We start from the raw sequence: 21,024 nt of genomic DNA, 5'->3' as shown, positions 1-21,024 counted from the left end.
GTTTCGACGGATCAGCGGTGGGCGGCGGAGCGGCGGTCGCGGCTCGACGGATCAGCGGTGGGCGGCGGAGCGGCGGCGCGGCTCGACGGGTCAGCGGTGGGCGGTGGCGCGGCCCAGGAGTACGCAGACCAGCGCGGCCAGTACGGCGGCCGCGCAGCCGGCCACCACCAGCTGGACCAGCCGCGGCTGCCCGGCCCCGGCGAGCAGGGCCGCGCTCTGCGCGAGGGCGGCCCCGGTGCAGACCGCGGCGGCGGGCCGGACCGCGCCGAAGGACTGCAGCAGCAGCCCGCTCCACATCACGGCGCCGAGCAGCAGCAGCGTGGCCAGCCGGACCGCGCCCAGTCCGGGCGAGCCGGGCCACAGCAGGGTGCCGGCGATCCCCAGCCCCAGCAGGACGAGCAGGTAGACGGCCAGGCATTCGAGGAGCCGGGTGGCCATCACGCGGCGGAAGCCGGCCGGTGACCGGGCGGCGCGCAGCCCGGTCAGGCTCCCGCTGCGGAAGCGGTGCAGCAGCCACTCGGCCGGGCCCATGCTCAGCGTGAGCGCCACCGCGGAGGGGGCGGCGACCGCTTCGGCGGGTCCGCCCGCGAAGACCTCGCCGAGGGCGGCGTACAGCACGAGCACGCCGGTGCCCAGGCCGAACACCCCGAACGGCACCGAGTCCCGCAGCCGCGGCCCGCGCGGCACGTGGTCCTCGTCGGTGGCGCGCAGCATCCGCCAGTGCACCGGGTCCGGGGTGGCGCGGGTCGCGGCCCAGCCCCGCACCCGGGCGGCCAGGGAGCGTACGCCCTCGGCCACCGGCAGCTCCCGGACGGCCAGCGCGCAGGCGGCGAGCAGGGAGGCCCCGAGCAGCGCGACCCGCACCGGTACGGGCAGTCCGACCGCCAGCGAGACCAGGGCGCCCGCCGCCATGGGCAGCAGGGCGAGCAGGAGCACCCGCTCGCGGCCGAGGACCAGCAGCACGGTGGCGGCGCCGACGTAGACGGCCTGTCCGGCGGCGAACGCCGTGCTGAAGGCGGAGCCGGGCGCGGCGAGCGCGGCCGCGGTGCCCAGCAGCGCGCCGGCCGGGGCGCCGGTGAGCAGGGTGCGACCGGCGGCGGCCCGGTCGCCCAGGCCCATCCAGGAGTACGCGCGGTGCGAAAGGGTCTGGTCCCAGACCCAGCCGATCAGCGCTCCGGCGAGGAGGGTGAGGGTGCCGGCGGGCAGTCCGAGCCGGTCCGGGGGGCCTTCGAGGAGCGGGGCGCCGAGCACGTACGCCAGTCCGGGCAGGGCAAAGACCACGCCGCGCAGCAGGCAGGCGGTGAGGGAGACCCGCCAGGGGTCGGCAGGGGCTCCGGCGGGTTCGGCGAAGGCGCGGGGCACCCTCTCGTACAGGTCCTCGGCGAGGGTGAAGGAGTCGGGGCGGCCGTAGGTGAGGCGGATGTGCTCGTCGGTCATGCCGTCGGACTCCAGGACCGCGGCGATCTCGTCGGGGTGCACGGCGCCGGCGACCAGGGTGTCCAGGCGGGCGGCCAGCTCCTGCATCGGGTCGGCGGCGGCGGGGCCGGAGCGGCGGGGGCGCGGGACGGCGGGCAGCGCGTCGTCCCCGGAGCGGGCTCCCGGTACGAGCCACAGGCCGCCGCTCACCACAGGCTCCCGTCGGCCGCGAGCTCGCGGGACCAGGGGTCGGCGGCGAACTCCGCGGCCACCGGGGGCAGGAGGGCGTCGAGGGGCGCGGCCCCGACGGCGGTGGCGGCGGCCCCGACAGCAGTGGCAGCGGGCCCGACGGCGGTGGCAGCGGCCCCGACGGCGGTGGCGGCGGCGCCGGGCCCGGTGCCGGCCAGTTCCCGGTAGATGTGCCGGAAGCCGTCGACGGACTGGTTGAGGGTGAACTTCTCGACCACGCGGCGGCGCGAGGCCCGGCCCAGCTCGGCCCGGCGCGCGGGGTCGCGCAGCAGCGCGAGGGTGGCCCTGGCCATGAGTTCGGGCTCGCGCGGGGGGACCACGAGGCCGGTGTCCCCCACCGCCTCCCGGACCCCGCCCACGTCGGTGGAGACGGTGGTGCGGCCGCAGGACATGGCCTCGATGATGCTGAACGGGAAGCCCTCGCTGATGCTGGAGAGCATCACCACGCTGCCGGCCGCGTAGGCCTTGGCGACCTCGCTGATGCGGCCCTCGTACGTGATGCCGTCCGTGACGCCGAGTTCGGCGGCGAGCTTCTCCAGCCGGAGTTGGTAGTCCTCGCCGCCGGCCGGCACCGGGCCGAAGAGGCGGAGGCGGAGGTCGGGCAGCTCGGTGCGCATCAGCGCGTAGGCCCGGATCAGGGTCTCCAGGTCCTTGATGGGATCGATGCGGCCGCACCAGCTGAGGGTCGGGACCTCGGGCTCGGGTCCGGCGTCGGGGAAGCGGTGCGGGTCGACGCCGTTGTAGACGGTGCGGATGCGGTCGGCGTCGGCGCCCCCGCGCTCCTCCCAGCGGCGGTTGTACTGGTTGCAGGGGGTGATGAGGTCGGCCCGCCGGTAGCCCTCGGAGTTGAGGGCCCGGTAGAAGCCGAGCATGAGGGCCTTGACCGGGTAGCGCTGGGCCTGGCTGCGGTAGCCGAGGTAGCGCTCGCGCAGGTAGATGCCGTGCTCGGTGAGGAGGAAGGGGACGCCGTCGAAGTGCTGGGCGGCGAGGGCGGGCAGGGTGGCCAGGCCGCTGCTGACGGCGTGGGCGACGCTGTCCGCGGGGATGCGCACGGCCAGCGGGCGCAGGGCGTGCTCCAGCAGGTCGTTGGCGGTGAGCGCGTCGTGGAGGGTGGGGCGGGCGGCGGCCACGGGCAGGCCGGGGCCGGTCCATACGCTCATCAGGGTGCGCAGCACCGATTCGGAGCGCAGCGCGGCCGACAGCCGCCCGGCGCGGGCGAGTTCGGCGAAGGCGTGCAGTGCGCCGCTGAACTCGTGGGCGGCGGCCGGGTCGAGGAGGGCGCGGACGAAGCGCTCGTACGTCTCGGTGAAGCGGCGGTGGGCGCGGCCGCGCAGGACGGCGTTCCGGGAGCGGCCGGGGGCGGGCCCCCACAGGGGGACGGCGGTGTGCCGGTAGACGTTGCGGGGCAGCTCCCAGGTGACGGGTTCGCGGCCGGTGCCGGTGAGGGCGGTGACGTTGAAGTCGACCTCGGGCATGCCGCGGACGAGCTGGTCGCACCAGGTGCTGACGCCGCCGTGGACGTGCGGGTAGGTGCCTTCCGTGAGCATGGTGACGTGACGCCCATGGCTCATTGCGGTGTGTCCCCCCAGGACTCGAAGGCGCCGGCGCGCCCGGTTGCGGGTGCGCCGGCGGGATGGTGCAGGCAGTGGTGCGGTGTTGGGGTCGGTTGCGGTTGGTTGCGGTTGGTTGCGGTTGCGTCAGCCGGACGGGAGGTCAGCTGGGCAGCTTCAGCGTCACGCCCGACTGCAGCAGCTCGGGGCCGGCCCACGCGGAGCGGGTGCCCGCGTAGGCGGTGCCCCAGACGGCGGTGCCGATCACCATCTGCTTGCGGGTGCCCTCGGGGGCGGTGATCGGGGCGGACACTCCGACCGGGGCCTTGACGGTGACGGTGGTGCCGATCCGGTAGGCGGTGACCTTGCCGTCGGCCAGCGCCTTGTCCCAGGCGGTGCGGCGGGCGAGTTCGACGCCCTGGTCGCGCTGGCGGAGGTTCACGATCGGGGTGTTGGCCGCGAAGGTGGCGCGGTAGGTGGTGAGGACCTCGTCGAGGACGGGGTAGAGGATGCGCTCCTCGGCCAGGTTGGACTGGTGGACGTAGTGCGGGCGCGGGTCGTTGCCGAGCACGTGCCGCAGAGCGGTGCGGGCCTCCTGCGGGACGATGTAGGTCGCGTAGCCGGTGGCCGGGTCCAGGGGCGCGGGGAGGCAGGTGGAGGTGGCGTTGTTCTCGCAGATCCCGCTGCCGCCGTCGGCCGCCGAGGTGTAGATCCAGTTGTACTCGTCGGCCATCTCGGCGGCGGTGCCGGTGTTGTAGTACACGTTCATCGGGTAGCGCGGGACGGTCTGCGCCTGCCCCACGGCCCGCTGGACGGGCTCGCGGGAGTTGTCGCTGGCGATCCAGCGGACCCCCGTGTCGGACAGCGCCCCGGCCAGGTTGGGGTTGTCGACGGGCTGCTGCGGCAGGGTCTTCAGGCCGGAGTGCTCGCCGGTGACGAGCTCGGTGCGGTCGACCGGAAGCCCCTTCTGCGCGGCCCAGTCGTTGTTGTCGCGGATCTGGCCGGCGATCTCGGAGCGGCTCACCCACTGGGTGGCACCGGCGGCGTCGGTCGAGCACTTCCACGGCACGACCGAGACGTCCTGGACGCAACCGAGGAAGGGGTGCGTGTAGGTGTGGTTGATCCAGCGGTACTGAGCCCGGTCGGCCACCAGCCGGTCGGTGAGGGCGTCGGCGGCGCCGTGCTCGGCCTTCCACTCCTCCCCCGCGCCCGCGTTGTAGACCATGTCGAGGGTGAAGCCGCGGGACTGCTGCCACTGGGCGGCGTACGCGGCGTCGGCGGCGGTCATGCGGATGTCGTTCCCGGCGTCCGCGCCACCGGCGCAGTCGATGTCCCCGGGCGTGCAGTTGAGGTCCGGGTTCCAGCGGGCGTCGGGCGCGAAGACGTCGTCGACGTGGACCGAGAAGTAGTTGCGGGACTGGCCGAGGTGGACGCCCTGGGTGAGCCAGTCGACGATGCCCCGGGCCAGCAGCCGGAACTGCCGCTGGTAGCGGTTGTACCCGAAGGTGACGACGAGTTCGGAGCGTCCGTCGTGCTCGTACGTGCCGACCATCGAGGCCCGGCCGCCCTCGACGGGGGCGTCGACGAGGCTGGTGTAGCCGGGGCGCGGCCGGCCGAGGTAGCCGTAGCTCTCCGGAATCAGGGTCGAGTTGTCCTCGAAGAGGACCTGACCCGCGAGGTAGCCGAACGGGCCGGCCCTGCCGGCGTCGGTGACGGCGGCAGGGGTGCCGTCCAGCATGCCCGCGTAGCCGCCGCTGTCGGTGTAGTCCAGTCCCACGCCCGGGTGGGCCCAGGTGTAGGCGTCGACCTGGCGGATCCCGTAGGTCGTCTCGTAGGCGGCCAGCGCCGCCGCCTCGGCGGAGCCGTCGCCGAAGGGGTTCTCGTTGGGCAGGACCACGCCCTGGTACCTGGCCCGCGGCCGCCCGTCGACGGTGTCGGCCAGGAAAGCCGCGTTGATCACCGGGCGGGCGGTGTCCCGGAGGTCGATCCGCGTGAAGGGCACCCCCGTGTCCGTCAGCTCGGCGACCAGCGCGTCCACCGAACTGCCGCCGTCGTCGACGACGAGCACTTTCAGGTCGATCCGCGGTGTGACCGCCGCCGCGGCCCCGACGGCCGCGACCGCCCCCAGGGCGGGCTGGGCCCCCGCCGTCACCGCCGGTGCGGCGACCGACACGAGCGCGGCCGCGACGCACACGGCCGCTGCCCGGTTCATCCGATTCCTCTTGACCATCGATGGCCTTCCCCCCGCAGCAGCCCGCCGCGTCCGGCCCTGGCGGGGGCCGGACGGGTGAGGCTCTGTGGAAATCGTGCAAAGGAACCCCGCGTCCCCTTGCGAGAGTGGCTCGAGTGTTGCGGACCTCGTCAGGCCTACGAGCCAAACCTGGAGCAGAGGCCACAGATGGGTGAACCTCGCGACCATTCGGTCGAACAAGCTCTCCCTTCACGTAGTGGCGTACGGACGCCCGTCCACGCGTAGGCTCTTTTCCGGCGGGCGACGGGCCGGAATACGATCGCTGAACACGGCCGGCCACCCCCACCGGCCTCACAATCGAATGGAAGCGAGACCTCACCACCGTGACTGCTCTGACTCTCAGCACTGCCGGCGCGGCGACGCTGCGCGCCGACGCCCTCGTCGTCGGTGTCGCCAAGGGCGCCAAGGGCCCGGTCGTCGCCCCGGGCGCGGAGCCCGTGGACGCGGCGTTCGACGGCAAGCTCGCCGCCGTACTCGACGCGCTGGGCGCCTCGGGCGCCGACGGCGAGGTCACCAAGCTGGCCGCCCCCGCCGGCCTCAAGGTCCCGGTCGTGATCGCCGTCGGCCTGGGCGACGCCCCGGAGGACGACGCCTCGTACGACGAGGAGATCCTGCGCAAGGCGGCCGGCTCCGCCGCCCGCGCACTGCACGGCGCCAAGAAGGCCGGCTTCGCGCTGCCCGTCGAGGACGCCTCGGCCGTCACCGCGATCGTCGAGGGCGCGCTGCTCGGCGCGTACGCCTTCACCGCCTACCAGGGCGGCGAGAAGAAGGACGGCAAGAACGGCAAGCAGCCGCTCGCCGAGATCGCCCTGCTCGGCGCCAAGCCGCGCGACAAGGAGCACAAGGCCGCGGCCGAGCGGGCCAAGATCGTCGCCGCCGAGGTGAACATCGCCCGCGACCTGGTGAACACCCCGCCGAACGACCTGAACCCCGAGGCCTTCGCCGCGGTGGCCCAGGCCACCGCCAAGGAGCTCGGCATCAAGGTCCAGGTGCTGGACGACAAGGCGCTCCTCAAGGGCGGCTACGGCGGCATCATGGGCGTCGGCCGCGGCTCGGAGGCCCCGCCGCGCCTGGTCAAGCTGGCCTACACCCACCCGAAGGCGGAGAAGCACCTGGCCTTCGTCGGCAAGGGCATCACCTACGACTCGGGCGGCATCTCCCTGAAGCCGGCCGGCCACAACGAGACGATGAAGTGCGACATGGCCGGCGCCGCCGCCGTGTTCTCCGCCGTCGTCGCCGCCGCCCGCCTGGGCCTGGAGGTCAACGTCACCGGCTGGCTCGCGCTCGCCGAGAACATGCCCTCCGGCTCCGCCACCCGCCCCGGCGACGTGCTGCGCATGTACAGCGGCAAGACCGTCGAGGTCCTCAACACCGACGCCGAGGGCCGCCTGGTCCTGGCCGACGCCCTCACCAAGGCCTCCGAGGAGAACCCGGACGCCATCGTGGACGTGGCCACCCTCACCGGCGCCATGGTGTTCGCCCTGGGCAACCGCACCTTCGGCGTGATGGCCAACGACGACGCCTTCCGCACCTCCCTGCACGAGATCGCCGAGGAGGTCGGCGAGGCCTCGTGGCCGATGCCGCTCCCCGCCGACATGCGCAAGGGCATGGACTCGTCCACCGCCGACATCGCGAACATGGGCGAGCGCATGGGCGGCGGCCTGGTCGCCGGCCTGTTCCTGAAGGAGTTCGTGGGCGAGGGCATCACCTGGGCGCACCTGGACATCGCCGGCCCGGCCTTCCACGAGGGCGCCCCGTACGGCTACACGCCCAAGGGTGGCACCGGCTCCGCCGTGCGCACCCTGGTGCGGCTGGCCGAGCGGACCGCCTCCGGCGACCTGGGCTGACCGTACGAACCCCGCAAGACCCGGTCCGTACGACCCCTCACGAGCGTACGGCCCGGACCGTACGGTGCCTCACGAGGCCGTACGACCTGGGACGACCGTACGGCCGCCGGCCCCGTCGGCGGCCGGCCGCCCGTCCCGGGTGGCGGATCTCCGCCACTGGCGCCGCTACGCCACCGGACGGGCGGTCCGCCCGTCCGGCTCGACGCCGGCTTGACGTGAGCACGGCCCCGGACCGAGAGCCGGTCCGGGGCCTGTTCACCCTCGACGAAATCCGTACCTTCCTACGCGGCGGTAACCCCGGATTCCGGCGGAACCTCCCGTCTCACACCGGGCCCGGCGTCCCGCGTTCCCTCGACAAATGCGAAGATGGGTTCTCGGCAGGACAGGGCCCCCACCACAGGGCCGAAGAAACAGCGGCCGAATACCAGCCGCCGCCCGGTCACGCACGGCCGGTGCCCGGCGCACATGCATGGAGGACGTGACGTGGCGAACGACGCCAGCACCGTTTTCGACCTAGTGATCCTCGGCGGTGGCAGTGGCGGTTACGCCGCGGCGCTGCGCGCCTCGCAGCTGGGTCTGGACGTTGCCCTGATCGAGAAGAACAAGCTCGGCGGCACCTGCCTGCACAACGGCTGCATCCCGACCAAGGCCCTGCTGCACGCCGGCGAGGTCGCGGACCAGGCCCGCGAGGCCGCCCAGTTCGGTGTCAAGGCCTCCTTCGAGGGCATCGACATCGCGGGCGTCCACAAGTACAAGGACGACGTCATCGCCGGCCTGTACAAGGGTCTGCAGGGCCTGGTGGCCTCCCGCAAGGTGACCTACATCGAGGGTGAGGGCCGCCTGTCCTCCCCGACGTCGGTCGACGTCAACGGCCAGCGCATCCAGGGCCGCCACGTCCTCCTGGCGACCGGCTCCGTGCCGCGCTCGCTGCCGGGCCTGGACATCGACGGCAACCGGATCATCTCCTCCGACCACGCGCTCGTGCTGGACCGCGTCCCGCAGTCCGCGATCATCCTGGGCGGCGGCGTCATCGGCGTCGAGTTCGCCTCGGCGTGGAAGTCCTTCGGCACCGACGTCACCGTCATCGAGGGCCTCAAGCACCTCGTCCCGGTCGAGGACGAGAACAGCTCCAAGCTGCTGGAGCGCGCCTTCCGCAAGCGCGGGATCAAGTTCAACCTCGGCACCTTCTTCGAGAAGGCCGAGTACACCGAGAACGGTGTGCGGGTCACCCTCGCCGACGGCAAGACCTTCGAGGCCGAGGTGCTGCTGGTCGCCATCGGCCGCGGCCCGGTCTCGCAGGGCCTGGGCTACGAGGAGCAGGGCGTCGCGATGGACCGCGGCTACGTCCTGGTCGACGAGTACATGCAGACCAACGTGCCGACGATCTCGGCCGTGGGCGACCTCGTCCCGACCCTCCAGCTCGCGCACGTCGGCTTCGCCGAGGGCATCCTCGTGGCCGAGCGCCTGGCCGGTCTGAAGACCGTCCCGATCGACTACGACGGTGTGCCGCGCGTCACGTACTGCCACCCCGAGGTCGCCTCCGTGGGCATCACCGAGGCCAAGGCCAAGGAGATCTACGGTGCGGACAAGGTCGTCGCCCTCAAGTACAACCTGGCGGGCAACGGCAAGAGCAAGATCCTGAAGACCGCGGGCGAGATCAAGCTCGTCCAGGTCAAGGACGGTGCCGTCGTCGGCGTCCACATGGTCGGTGACCGGATGGGCGAGCAGGTCGGCGAGGCCCAGCTGATCTACAACTGGGAGGCTCTGCCGGCCGAGGTCGCGCAGCTCATCCACGCGCACCCGACGCAGAACGAGGCGCTCGGCGAGGCCCACCTGGCCCTGGCCGGCAAGCCCCTGCACTCCCACGACTAATCCAGTCAACGGGCGCGACGACCACTACCGCACATTCGTAAGGAGCAACAGAAACCATGTCGGTTTCCGTAACCCTTCCGGCGCTCGGTGAGAGCGTCACCGAGGGCACTGTCACCCGCTGGCTGAAGGCCGAAGGCGAGCGCGTCGAGGCCGACGAGCCGCTGCTCGAGGTCTCGACCGACAAGGTCGACACCGAGATCCCGGCCCCCGCCTCCGGCATCCTGGCCTCCATCAAGGTGGCCGAGGACGAGACCGTCGAGGTCGGCGCCGAGCTGGCCATCATCGACGACGGCACCGGTGCCCCCGCTGCCACCCCGGCCCCGGCCGCCGAGCCGGTCGCGGCTCCGGCCGCCCCGGCCCCCGCCCCCGCCGCCGAGGCCCCGGCCGCTCCGGCGCCGGTCGCCGAGGCCCCCGCGGCCCCGGCTCCGGCTCCGGCCGCCTCCGGCACCGACGTCGTCCTCCCCGCCCTGGGTGAGTCCGTCACCGAGGGCACCGTCACCCGCTGGCTGAAGTCGGTCGGCGAGACGGTCGAGGCCGACGAGCCGCTGCTCGAGGTCTCGACCGACAAGGTCGACACCGAGATCCCGTCGCCGGCCTCCGGCACGCTGCTGGAGATCCTGGTCGGCGAGGACGAGACCGCCGAGGTCGGCGCCCGTCTCGCCGTCATCGGCGCCGCCGGTGCCGCCCCCGCCGCGGCTCCGGCTCCGGCCGCCCCGGCCCCGGCCGCCGCTCCGGCTCCGGCTCCGGCCGCCCCGGCCGCTCCGGCTCCGGCTCCGGTGGCCGCCCCGGCTCCCGTTGCCGCCCCGGCTCCGGTCGCCGCTCCGGCCCCGGCCGCTCCGGCTCCGGCGCCGGTCGCCGCCCCGGCTCCCGTCACCCCGGCCCCCGCCGCCGTCTCCGGCGACGAGGGCGCGTACGTGACCCCGCTGGTCCGCAAGCTGGCCTCGGAGTCCGGTGTCGACCTGGCCACGGTCACGGGCACCGGCGTCGGCGGCCGCATCCGCAAGCAGGACGTCATCGCCGCCGCGGAGGCCGCCAAGGCCGCCGCCGCCCCGGCTCCGGCCGCTGCCGCCGCTCCGGCCGCCGCGTCCAAGGCCCCGGCGCTCGCGGTGTCCGAGCTGCGCGGTCAGACCGTCAAGATGACCCGCATGCGCAAGGTCATCGGCGACAACATGATGAAGGCGCTGCACTCGCAGGCCCAGCTCTCCTCCGTGATCGAGGTGGACATCACCAAGATCATGAGGCTGCGCGGGCAGGCCAAGGACGCGTTCGCGGCCCGCGAGGGCGTGAAGCTCTCCCCGATGCCGTTCTTCGTCAAGGCCGCGGCCCAGGCGCTGAAGGCCCACGCGGTCGTCAACGCCCGGATCAACGAGGACGAGGGCACCATCACCTACTTCGACTCGGAGAACATCGGCATCGCCGTGGACTCCGAGAAGGGCCTGATGACCCCGGTCATCAAGGGTGCGGGCGACCTCAACCTGGCCGGCATCGCCAAGGCGACCGCCGACCTGGCCGGCAAGGTCCGCAGCAACAAGATCACGCCGGACGAGCTGTCGGGCGCGACCTTCACCATCAGCAACACCGGCTCGCGCGGTGCGCTGTTCGACACCGTCATCGTGCCGCCGAACCAGGTCGCCATCCTGGGCATCGGCGCCACCGTCAAGCGTCCGGCGGTCATCGAGACCGCCGAGGGCACCGTCATCGGCGTCCGCGACATGACGTACCTGACGCTGTCCTACGACCACCGCCTGGTGGACGGCGCGGACGCCGCCCGCTACCTGACCGCCGTCAAGGCGATCCTGGAAGCCGGCGAGTTCGAGATGGAGCTCGGTCTGTAGCACCGGACCTGTAACGAGCCTCACCTGCGGCGCCCCTGCCCGGACCACCTCCGGGCGGGGGCGCCGCCGTATTGTCTACGCATCGGTACGCACGTCAGTACCCTTCGTCAGGACCCCCGCGCCACCCAGAGAGGAAATCCCGATGATCACCCCACCCGTGGTGCCCGTGGTGCACTCGCTGCGCGAGCAGATCCGTGAGCACATCGTGGAGGGGATCGTCAGCGGCCGCTGGAAGCCGGGCGAGCGCATCGTCGAGCGCCGGATCGCGGTGGAGCTGGAGGTCAGCCAGACCCCGGTGCGCGAGGCGCTGCGCGAGCTGGAGACCCTGCGGCTGATCGAGTCGGCGCCGAACAAGGGCGTACGGGTGCGCAACCTGTCGGCGGCGGACCTGGAGGAGATCTACCCGGTCCGGGCGGGCCTGGAGCAGATCGCGGCCGAGCTGGCCGCCCCCGCCCTGGCGGGCGATCCCGCGCTGCTGGACGCCCTGCTGGAGCCGCACGTGGTGGCCCTGCGGGAGGCCGACCGGATCTCCGACGGGACGGCCCAGGTGCGGCACACGGTGGCCTTCCACCGCGAGCTGGTGCGGGCGGCCGGCAACAGCGTGCTGCTGCACACCTGGGAGAGCCTGGGCATCGAGGTCTTCACCGCCCTGTCGATCCGCTGGCTCGGCACGGTCCAGAAGTCGTACGCCGAGGAGCACGAGGCCCTCGTGGAGGCCTTCCGCCGCCAGGATCCGGAGATCGGCGATCTGGTGAAGCGGCACGTGCTCGGATGTGCACCCAGCGCCTGAAATGACCGTTTCACCCCGGCTTCGAGTTGGCACTCCGTGCCCAGAATTTCGGCACGGAATGCCAACTTTTCGCAGGTTGGTCATTTTTTCGTGAGATCCCTTTGATCGATCATCGATCAGGCGTCTACAGTCGTCGACGGGCCACAACCAGGCCCGTCGGCCCTGTCCTGCCAGTCAGGGAACTTTCTTCACCCCCTCCCACGTCCGGAAGGCGGCGCACACCGATGTCCGACCCCGTAAAGCTTCCGAGCGAGCTCGACCAGCTCCCGGACCGCGACAGCGAGGAGACCGCCGAATGGGCGGCCTCACTGGACGCCGTCGCCAAGGCCGCCGGCCCGCACCGGGCCGAGTACCTGATGCGCCGCACGCTCCAGCACGCCGAAGCGGCCGGGCTCGCCCTGCCGAAGCTCCTGGAGACGGACTACGTCAACACCATCCCCACCTCCGCCGAGCCCGAGTTCCCGGGTGACGAGGAGATGGAGGCCCGCATCACCGCGTGGAACCGCTGGAACGCGGCCGCCATGGTGACCCGCGGCTCCAAGCTGGGCGTCGGCGGCCACATCGCCACCTTCGCCTCCGCAGCCTGGCTCTACGAGACCGGCTTCCAGCACTTCTTCCGCGGCAAGGAGACCGACGGGTCGGGCGACCAGCTCTACATCCAGGGCCACGCCTCCCCCGGCATCTACGCCCGCGCCTTCCTCGACGGCCGGATCTCCGAGCAGCAGCTCGACAACTTCCGGCAGGAGTCGGGCGGCAACGGCCTGCCTTCCTACCCGCACCCGCGGCGCCTGCCCTGGCTGTGGGAGTTCCCCACGGTCTCCATGGGCCTGGGCCCGCTCTCGGCGATCTACCAGGCGCGCTTCAACCGCTACCTGGAGAACCGCAGGATCAAGGACACCTCCAACTCGCACGTCTGGGCCTTCCTGGGCGACGGCGAGATGGACGAGCCCGAGTCGACCGCCGCCCTCGCGCTCGCGGCCCGCGAAGGCCTCGACAACCTGACCTTCGTCATCAACTGCAACCTGCAGCGCCTCGACGGCCCGGTGCGCGCCAACTTCCGCGTGGTCCAGGAGCTGGAAGGCGCCTTCCGCGGCGCCGGCTGGAACGTCGTCAAGACGCTCTGGGGCACCGCCTGGGACGAGCTGTTCCAGCTCGACACCACCGGCGCGCTGGTCCGCCGCCTCCGCGCGACCCCGGACGCGCAGTTCCAGACGTACGCCACCCGTGACGTGGCCTACATCCGCGAGCACTTCTTCGGCGGCGACCCGGCCCTCGTCGCCCTTGCGGGCCTGCTCTCCGACGCGAAGATCGCCGAGTGCTTCCACACCTCCCGCGGCGGCCACGAGCCCCGCAAGGTGTACGCCGCGTACAAGGCCGCCCTCGAGCACAAGGGCGCGCCGACGGTGATCCTGGCGCAGACCGTCAAGGGCTACACGCTGGGTGCCGGGTTCGAGTCGAAGAACGCGAACCACCAGATGAAGAAGCTGACCATCGACGAGTTCAAGGGCATGCGCGACCTGCTCGGACTCCCGATCCCGGACAGCGCCTTCGCCGACGGCCAGGTCCCCTACGGCCACCCGGGCGCGGACTCCCCCGAGGTCCGCTACCTCCAGGAGCGCCGCGCGGCCCTCGGCGGCCCGGCCCCGGCCCGCAAGGTCCACCACGTCGCCCTGCCGCAGCCGGCGGACAAGAACTACGCCCCGCTGCTCAAGGGCTCCGGCAAGCAGGAGATGGCCACCACGATGGCCTTCGTCCGCCTCGCCAAGGACCTGATGCGGGACAAGGAGACCGGCCGGCGCTGGGTGCCGATCGTCCCCGACGAGGCCCGTACCTTCGGTATGGAGTCGCTGTTCCCGTCGGCCGGCATCTACTCGCCGCTGGGCCAGACGTACGAGCCGGTCGACCGCGACCAGCTGATGTACTACAAGGAGGCCAAGGACGGCCAGATCCTCAACGAGGGGATCACCGAGGCCGGCGCCATGGCCGACTTCATCGCCGCCGCCACGTCGTACTCGACGCACGGCGAGACGATGATCCCGTTCTACATCTTCTACTCGATGTTCGGCTGGCAGCGGACCGGCGACCAGATGTGGCAGCTCGCCGACCAGCTCGGCAAGGGCTTCATCGTGGGCGCCACCGCCGGCCGCACCACGCTGACCGGTGAGGGCCTGCAGCACGCCGACGGCCACTCGCACCTGATCGCGGCCACCAACCCGGCCTCGCTCAACTACGACCCGGCCTTCGCGTACGAGATCGCGGTGATCGTCAAGGACGGTCTGAACCGCATGTACGGCGAGAACCCCGAGGACGTCTTCTACTACCTCACGGTCTACAACGAGCCGAAGCCGCAGCCGGCCATGCCCGAGGGTGTCGAGGAAGGCATCGTCAAGGGCCTGTACCGCTTCAACACCGCGGCCGACCTCGGCGACGCGGCCCCGGCCGCGGACGCGCCGAAGGTCCAGCTGATGGCCTCCGGTACGGCGATCCACTGGATCCTGGAGGCGCAGAAGCTCCTGGCCGCCGACTGGAACGTCTCCGCCGACGTGTGGTCCGCCACCTCGTGGGGCGAGCTGCGCCGCGAGGCGCTGGAGTGCGACGAGGCGCTGCTGCGCGGCGAGGAGCGCACCCCGTACGTCACCCGCGTGCTGGAGGGTGCTCCGGGCCCGGTGCTGGCGGTCTCCGACTGGATGCGCCAGGTACCGGACCAGATCAGCCAGTGGGTCCCGCAGGACTACACCTCGCTGGGCACGGACGGCTTCGGCCTCTCCGACACCCGCGAGGGCGCCCGCCGCCACTTCGGCGTCGACCCGCAGTCCATCGTGGTCGCCACCCTGGCCCAGCTCGCCCGCCGCGGCGAGGTCCCGGCCTCGGCGGTCAAGGAGGCGCGGGAGCGCTACGGGCTGTAGGGCCCCGCTGTGACACGGGCGGTCGCACCCCTGGGGGAGGGGTGCGGCCGCCCGCTCGTTTGCGCCGGTCGGGTCGGCGGTGGTCGGGTCGGCTGGGGGCGGGGCGGCGGGGTCGGGGCGGCGGTGGTCGGCCGGGGTCGGGGCGGCGGTGGTCGGCCGGGGTCGGGGCGGCGGTGGTCGGCCGGGGTCGGGGCGGCGGTGGTCGTCACCGCTCGGGTCAGCGGTAGTCGTCGGGGGTGCGGTCCGCGCCGCCGTGGCGGACCTCCTCGATGTAGCCCCAGGCGTCCGGACGGCTGCCGTCCACGTCGGTGAACCCGTACTCCCTGGCGAGCTCGCCGCTGGAGAGGGAGCGGCCGTTCCAGCGGTGCACCTCCGGGTCGGCCGCCAGGGACGCCACCGCCCGGGCGACGTACAGCGGTGACTCGGACACGGCGAAGTCGGGCACCTTGGCGGTGGCATCGCGCCAATTGGCCTCGGTGACGCCGAAGTGCTCCAGCATCTGCTCGGAGCGCAGCCATCCGGGGGTGAGCGAGACGGCGGTGCAGCCGGTGCCCTCGAGGTCGTGGGCGAGGTTGGCGGCCATCCGGATCGGGCCGTTCTTGGCGAGGTCGTAGAAGAAGTTCTCGCGGAAGCGCCGGTTGGTGGCGGCGGTGCCGTCGGTGATCTCCACGACCAGTCCGCCGGGGTTCCGGATCAGCAGCGGCAGGGCGTGCCAGCTGGTGATGATGTGGCTCTTCACGCCCAGTTCGAGCATCCGCAGGCCGTGGTCGAGCTCGGTCTCCCACATCTTCTTTCCGAAGACGACCAGGTGCTCGCCGCCCCACAGGTCGTTGACGAGGACGTCGAGCCGTCCCTGCTGGGTGTCGATCTGCTCGACGACGGCCCGCACCTGCTCGGGGTCGAGGTGGTCGGCGGGTACCGCGATGCCAGTGCCGCCAGCGGCCGTCACCAGCTCGGCGGTCTCCTCGATGGTCTCCGTGGTGCGGCCGACCTCGCTGGCCGCCGTGCGGGTGGTGCGGCCGGTGACGTAGACGGTGGCGCCCGCGGCGCCGAGCTGCACGGCGATGGCGCGGCCCGCTCCTCGGGTGGCCCCGGCGACGAGGGCGATCCGGCCGGCGAGGGCGGCCGTGCGCGGTGCTCCGGACGGTGTGCTGGCTTCGGTCATGCCGCGACACTGCCACGGATCGCGCGGTGGCGTGGGGCAGTCGTTGCCGTGATGCTGGACGCGTGATGGACGAGACGGAGTTCTGGGAGATCGTCGACAGCACCCGAGAGGCCGCCGAGGGCGACCCGGAGGAGCAAGCGGACCTGCTGGTCGAGCGGCTGCTGCAGCTCGACCCGGACTCCGTGCTGGACTTCGCCCGGCACTTCGAGTCCCGGTACAGCCGGGCCTACACGTGGGACTTGTGGGGCGCGGCCTGGGTGCTGCTGGACGGGGCGAGCGACGACGCCTTCGACTACTTCCGGTGCTGGCTGATCGGGCAGGGGCGGGAGGTCTTCGAGGGCGGGGTGCACGAGCCGGACCGACTGGCGGAGCTGCTGGGCGAGTTCGACGAGGAGATCGACGGGGACGGCGAGGACCTCGGGTACGCCGCCGACGAGGCGTACGAGCAGCTGACCGGCGTCGTGGCCCCGGACCTCGGCCTCCCGCAGCAGGCGGCGGAGCCGGAGGGCACACCGGTGGACTTCGAGGACGAGTCGCTCCTGGCGGACCGCTACCCACGGCTGTGGCGGAGGTTCCGGGAGGGGGGGTAGGGGGGTCGGGGGCTGCGCTGGGGCGCCTGGGTGCTGGTGGGGGTGGTGCGCTCGTGGGGTGTGTGCTGGTGGGGTGTGTGCTGGTGGGTGGGGGGCGGAAGCGGAGCCGCTGGGCGGTGGCACGGGAGGGCCACCCTGTGGTGTGTGGGTCCCCTCGGCGCTTGACAGGGGCGGCCTGCAGGCCTCCCCCACACACCACACCGGGTTGAGGAGCGGGGCGGCGGGGCCGCGGGCCCGACTCCGTCGCGGGGTTGCGATCCGGATGGGGTACGGGGTCGGGGCGGGCTCGCCCACACCGTCACCGGTAGCGGGCCGCGACCCCTGGAACACACCCATGGGAGCGGGCCCGACCCTGGAACCTCGCCAGGACCGGGCCCGACTCGCAGTCACCGCCACGGCCGACCACCCGCCACCAGCTGGGGTCGGACCGAGGGATCAGTAGTGGGTGCCGCCGTCGATGCGGATCTCGGTGCCCGTGATGAAGGCGCCGTCCTCCGAGCCGAGCATGGCGACGACGCCGGCGACGGTCTCGGGGCCGGCGAAGCCCTGGCCGATGGCCGGGGCGAGCTTGGCGAACAGGTTCCAGTCGGTGTCCTCGGGCAGGCCCGGGCCGGTGCCGCTGGTCATGTCGCTGGCGATCGAGCCGGGGGCGACGCTGACGGCGCGCAGGCCCTGCTTGCTGTACTCCGCGGCGAGCGAGTGGGTCATCGCCTGTATGCCGCCCTTGGTGGCCGCGTACGCGGACATGTAGGGGTGGGCGAACGAGGCCGAGGTCGAGCTGAAGTTGACGATGACCGGCTTGTCGCCCGCCAGGAGGGCGGGGAGGGCCTCGCGGATCATCAGGAACGTACCGGTGAGGTTCACCGAGACGATCTTGTTCCAGAGCTCCAGCGTGGTCTTGTGGGTGTGCTCGGAGCGCAGGATGCCGGCGGCGTTGACGAGGACGTCGAGCCCGCCGAGGGTCTTCGCGGCGGCGGCCACCCCCGCCCGGACGGCGGCCTCGTCGGAGATGTCGAGCACGGCGGTGGTCAGGCGCTCGGCCGTACCGTCGGCGGCGGCCCGCTCGGCGGTGGCCTTCAGGCCGGCCTCGTTGACGTCGACGGCCACGACGCGGCCGCCCTCCGCGAGGATCCGGTGCACGGTGGCCTGGCCGATGCCGGAGCCGCCGCCGGTGATGAGGACGCGCCGTCCTTCGTATCGCTGCATTGCCGTCTTCTCCACGGGGGTAAGGGGTTCGGGGTGACGCTGGGGCCGGATGCGGTGCGGGGACTCCCGGTCCCGGCCGGACCTGGCCAGCGTACGCCCGAATGGCACGCTTTGCCATCATGACAATTCACGCACTTCGCTGCCGGACTGGCGTACGCTGCGGATGTGAACTCGCCTCGCCCCTACTCCCCCGTCCCGGGCCCCGGTCAGTCGCTCACGGAGCGCCGCAAGGCGGCCACCCAGCTCGACATCGCCCGCGCCGCGTGCGCGCTGTTCGCCGAGCACGGCCCGGACGCCACCACCGCGGAGGACATCGCGCGCCGGGCGGGGGTGGCCCTGCGCACCTTCTACCGGTACTTCCGCAGCAAGCAGGACGCCGTCGCGCCGCTGCTCGCCGGCGGCGGCGACGAGTGGCGGGCGCTGCTGGCGGCGGAGGAGCCGGGGGTGGCACTCGGACCCGCCATAGAGCGGGCGGTGCGGGGCGCGCTGAGCCTGCCGGGCGGCGAGGAGGGCCTGGAGTGGACGCGCGGGCTGCTGCGCGCCGCGGAGGAGGACCCCGCGCTGCGGGCGGTGTGGTTCCGGGTGAACCAGGAGTCCGAGGACCGGCTGGTGCCGGTGCTGGGGCGGTTGGCCGGCGAGGGCGCCGACCCGCTGGACGTACGGCTCCTCGCCGCGGCCGCCACGGACGCGATCCGGGTCGCCCTGGAGGTCTGGGCCGCCACCGACGCACCCGTCGCCGGCCCCGGGTCCCCCGCCGAGACCGCGGTCCGCTGCCTGCGCACCCTGACGGCGTCGATGCCCCTGGTGACCGGGGCGTAGGCCGGCTCAGGAGTCGCGGGAGAGCAGCAGGATCGCCACGTCGTCCCCGGGGCCCTGCGTGAAGTCGATCAGGTCGTGCCAAACCGCCGCGACGAGGTCCGGCGCGTCCGAGAGGGCCGCCAGGCGCTCGTACAGCGGGTAGAAGTCCCCCTTCGTGTCCCGTGCCTCCGTCACCCCGTCGGTGTGGATGAACAGCCGGTCCCCCGGCGCCAGCACCGCCTCCGCCACGGAGGGGGTCGCCAACCCCGCGAGTCCCAGTCCCAGCGGCGGTGCCGGCTCGGCCGGCACCACCGAGACGGTGTCCGCGCGCAGCCGGAGCACCGGCGGGTGCCCGCACGACACGATGCGGACCAGGTCCTGCCCGGGCGGGAACTCCAGCAGGGCCGCAGTCGCGAACAGCTCGCCGTTCTTGATCCCGGCCGCGTCCTCCACGAGCCGCCGGTCCAGCCGTTCCGCCACGGCCGCCAGCCCGACGTCGTCCAGCGCCCCCTCCCGGAACGCCCCCAGCAGCGCCGCCACCGTGCCCACCGCGGCGAGCCCGTGGCCCTGCACGTCGCCGACGACGGCGCGCACGCCGTACGGACCGGCCCGCACGTCGAACAGGTCGCCGCCCACCAGCGTGCCCCGCTGCGCGGCCCGGTACAGACCCGTGCACCGGACGTCCCCCACCCGTTCCGGCACCGGAGGGAGCACCGCCAGCTGCGCCGCCTCGGCGACCGTGCGCACGGACACGAGCTGCGCGTCCCGCCGCCGGCGCACCCAGGCGATCACCACGCTCAGGAGCCCCACCAGCGCCACGGTCACGATGTCGGTTCCGCGGGCCTTGCCGACGCCGAGGCTGGACACGCCGAGCAGCACCAGCACGAGGCCCGCGAACACGGACGTGCCCATCGCGCCGTACGAGAAGGCCGCCACCGGCGGCAGGCCCGCCAGGAAGTAGCCGAGCTCGATGTTGGCCGGGGTGACGTGCTGGAGCAGGGACAGCACCACCAGCGCCACGGCAGGGGCGATCCGGGCCCACCGGGGCGGCGGCGCGCCCCGGAGCCAGCCGGGCTCCGCCTCCCCACGTCGGCGCGGTCTCACCCCTTCACCCTCGTACGCCCGCGCCCCGCCCGCACTCCGACCGCGCCCCGAAGCCGACCCGATCAGGCGCGCGGCCGGGGGGTGCCGGCCGGTCTGCGGGGCGCGCCGCAGGCCGGGTACGGCGCCCACGTCGTGCCGGCCACTGGGCCGTACGACGTACGACATACGAGGGGCGGCCCGGGGAGACGGGCGGGACTCAGGCACCGGCGACGTCGAGGAGGCGGCCGGCCGCATAGGTGACGCTCATCGCCAGAGCGCCGCCCGCCACGTTGCGCAACACCGCCCGCGCGGACGGCGCGCCCCCGAGCCGGGAGCTCACCTGGCCGCAGACCACCAGCGCGACGAGCACGGCCCCGAAGGTCACCGGCACCCGCTGGTCGGGACCCGGCAGCAGGATCGCGAGCAGCGGCAGCAGCGCTCCGACGGTGAAGGCCACGAAGCTGGCGAGGGCGGCGTGCCAGGGGTTCGCCAGCTCGTCCGGCTCGATCCCCAGCTCCACGCGGGCGTGCGCGCGCAGCGCGTCGCGCTCGCTGAGCTGGACGGCCGCCTCGCGCGCCACGTCCCGGCTCAGCCCCCGGGCGGCCAGCAGCCCGGTCAGCTCGTCGAGCTCGGCCTCCGGATCCTCGGCGAGCTCACGGCGCTCGGTGTCGAGTGCTGCCCGCTCGGAGTCGCGCTGCGAGCTGACCGAGACGTACTCACCGGCCGCCATCGACAGCGACCCTGCCAGCAACCCGGCGACCCCGGCGGCCAGGAGCGAGGAGCGGGACGTCGTGGTGCCCGCCACGCCCACGACGAGGCCTGCGGTGGAGATGATCCCGTCGTTGGCGCCGAGCACCCCCGCCCGTAGCCAGTTGAGCCGGGTACTCATCCCGTCGGGGTGGTGCGGCTCGCCGGATTCCGCCTCCGCCGCCCCCGCGCCGGTCGGCCTGGGTTCTGTCACCTGACTTCTCCCAGGGTGCCCGGTCCTTCAGGACGGGGATTGGGTCCTCGGCCCGGAGCCGCGAAACAGCGAAGTCCTCTGCGCATCAGTTCTGACCTGTTTTCTCTTCGTGACGACCGGCCATGCCCGGTATACGTACCGCCTTCGCCTGTCGTCCGCTGCGCGCCGACACCCGACCGGCCCACTCGACGGCCCCACTCGACCGCCCCCCTCGACCGGCCCACTCGACGGCCCCACTCGACCGCCCCCCCCCTCGACCGGCCCACTCGACGGCCCCACTCGACCGCCCCACCCGACCGGCCCACCCCACCGGCCCGGAATCCCCTCACCGATGCCGCGACGCTCTCGGTCTGCGACACCCCCCTCCCCCCGGCCGCCGAATCCTTGGCGGTGCCCGGTGGGTCCCGTGGTGTGTGGGGGAGGCGCTTGACAGGGGTGGCAGGCTGGCTCGGAGGCAGGCCCGGGCCGAGGGTGGCCGAAGGCCAGGGCGAAGCCCCAAAGCCCT

14 protein-coding genes are annotated in these 21,024 nt (G+C 73.2%); 7 read left to right on the top strand and 7 right to left on the bottom strand.

Going from position 1 to position 21,024, the window contains the following annotated elements:
* Positions 1–90 precede the first annotated feature (90 nt).
* The 3 genes from IF43_RS0127645 to IF43_RS0127635 form a co-directional block, all read right to left on the bottom strand.
* Complete coding sequence (locus tag IF43_RS0127645) at positions 91–1,626, bottom strand: hypothetical protein (protein ID WP_030206360.1); 1,536 nt, start codon at positions 1,624–1,626, stop codon at positions 91–93.
* Positions 1,623–3,236 carry a GT4 family glycosyltransferase PelF gene (gene pelF, locus IF43_RS0127640; protein ID WP_078910502.1) on the bottom strand — a complete coding sequence of 538 codons (1,614 nt, stop codon included), beginning with the start codon at positions 3,234–3,236 and terminating at the stop codon, positions 1,623–1,625. The genes IF43_RS0127645 and pelF overlap by 4 nt, the downstream gene beginning before the upstream one ends.
* Before the next feature lie 142 nt (positions 3,237–3,378).
* Positions 3,379–5,427 carry a hypothetical protein gene (locus IF43_RS0127635; RefSeq protein ID WP_234332557.1) on the bottom strand — a complete coding sequence of 683 codons (2,049 nt, stop codon included), beginning with the start codon at positions 5,425–5,427 and terminating at the stop codon, positions 3,379–3,381.
* A 362-nt stretch (positions 5,428–5,789) separates the two neighbouring features.
* On the opposite strand from IF43_RS0127635, the gene IF43_RS0127630 reads away from it, so the two are divergent.
* The 5 genes from IF43_RS0127630 to aceE all read left to right on the top strand — a co-directional run bounded on the left by IF43_RS0127630 (position 5,790) and on the right by aceE (position 14,716).
* Complete coding sequence (locus IF43_RS0127630) at positions 5,790–7,313, top strand: leucyl aminopeptidase (RefSeq protein ID WP_030206347.1); 1,524 nt, start codon at positions 5,790–5,792, stop codon at positions 7,311–7,313.
* Positions 7,314–7,796: 483 nt separating this feature from the next.
* Positions 7,797–9,185 (top strand): dihydrolipoyl dehydrogenase, encoded by a 1,389-nt coding sequence (gene lpdA, locus IF43_RS0127625; RefSeq protein WP_030206346.1) that lies wholly within the window; start codon positions 7,797–7,799, stop codon positions 9,183–9,185.
* Between the two features lie 56 nt (positions 9,186–9,241).
* Positions 9,242–11,020 carry a 2-oxoglutarate dehydrogenase, E2 component, dihydrolipoamide succinyltransferase gene (gene sucB / locus IF43_RS0127620; protein WP_030206345.1) on the top strand — a complete coding sequence of 593 codons (1,779 nt, stop codon included), beginning with the start codon at positions 9,242–9,244 and terminating at the stop codon, positions 11,018–11,020.
* Positions 11,021–11,165: 145 nt separating this feature from the next.
* On the top strand, positions 11,166–11,810 hold the full coding sequence (locus tag IF43_RS0127615) for a GntR family transcriptional regulator (protein WP_030206344.1): 645 nt from the start codon (positions 11,166–11,168) through the stop codon (positions 11,808–11,810).
* Positions 11,811–12,034: 224 nt separating this feature from the next.
* Positions 12,035–14,716 carry a pyruvate dehydrogenase (acetyl-transferring), homodimeric type gene (gene aceE / locus IF43_RS0127610; RefSeq protein ID WP_030206341.1) on the top strand — a complete coding sequence of 894 codons (2,682 nt, stop codon included), beginning with the start codon at positions 12,035–12,037 and terminating at the stop codon, positions 14,714–14,716.
* Positions 14,717–14,933: 217 nt separating this feature from the next.
* Here the strand turns inward: aceE and IF43_RS0127605 are convergent, their stop codons facing one another.
* A complete protein-coding gene (locus IF43_RS0127605; RefSeq protein WP_030206338.1) occupies positions 14,934–15,881 on the bottom strand; it encodes an SDR family oxidoreductase in 948 nt (315 codons plus the stop codon).
* Positions 15,882–15,946: 65 nt separating this feature from the next.
* On the opposite strand from IF43_RS0127605, the gene IF43_RS0127600 reads away from it, so the two are divergent.
* Positions 15,947–16,471 carry a DUF4240 domain-containing protein gene (locus tag IF43_RS0127600; RefSeq protein ID WP_030206334.1) on the top strand — a complete coding sequence of 175 codons (525 nt, stop codon included), beginning with the start codon at positions 15,947–15,949 and terminating at the stop codon, positions 16,469–16,471.
* Between the two features lie 435 nt (positions 16,472–16,906).
* On the opposite strand, the gene IF43_RS0127595 is transcribed toward IF43_RS0127600, so the two are convergent.
* Complete coding sequence (locus IF43_RS0127595; RefSeq protein ID WP_030206331.1) at positions 16,907–17,677, bottom strand: SDR family NAD(P)-dependent oxidoreductase; 771 nt, start codon at positions 17,675–17,677, stop codon at positions 16,907–16,909.
* Positions 17,678–17,842: 165 nt separating this feature from the next.
* Between IF43_RS0127595 and IF43_RS0127590 the strand changes: the two genes are divergently transcribed.
* On the top strand, positions 17,843–18,496 hold the full coding sequence (locus IF43_RS0127590) for a TetR/AcrR family transcriptional regulator (RefSeq protein ID WP_030206328.1): 654 nt from the start codon (positions 17,843–17,845) through the stop codon (positions 18,494–18,496).
* A gap of 6 nt (positions 18,497–18,502) precedes the next feature.
* On the opposite strand, the gene IF43_RS0127585 is transcribed toward IF43_RS0127590, so the two are convergent.
* Both IF43_RS0127585 and IF43_RS0127580 read right to left on the bottom strand, forming a co-directional pair.
* Positions 18,503–19,495 (bottom strand): PP2C family protein-serine/threonine phosphatase, encoded by a 993-nt coding sequence (locus tag IF43_RS0127585; protein ID WP_234332556.1) that lies wholly within the window; start codon positions 19,493–19,495, stop codon positions 18,503–18,505.
* Positions 19,496–19,775: 280 nt separating this feature from the next.
* Positions 19,776–20,447 carry a VIT family protein gene (locus IF43_RS0127580; RefSeq protein ID WP_037890309.1) on the bottom strand — a complete coding sequence of 224 codons (672 nt, stop codon included), beginning with the start codon at positions 20,445–20,447 and terminating at the stop codon, positions 19,776–19,778.
* Positions 20,448–21,024 lie beyond the last annotated feature (577 nt).

It is taken from the genome of Streptomyces sp. NRRL S-87, from assembly GCF_000719335.1.
GTDB lineage: Bacteria > Actinomycetota > Actinomycetes > Streptomycetales > Streptomycetaceae > Streptomyces.
The sequence above is the reverse complement of the archived record's forward strand: the minus strand, read 5'-3'. Positions and strand labels throughout refer to the sequence as shown.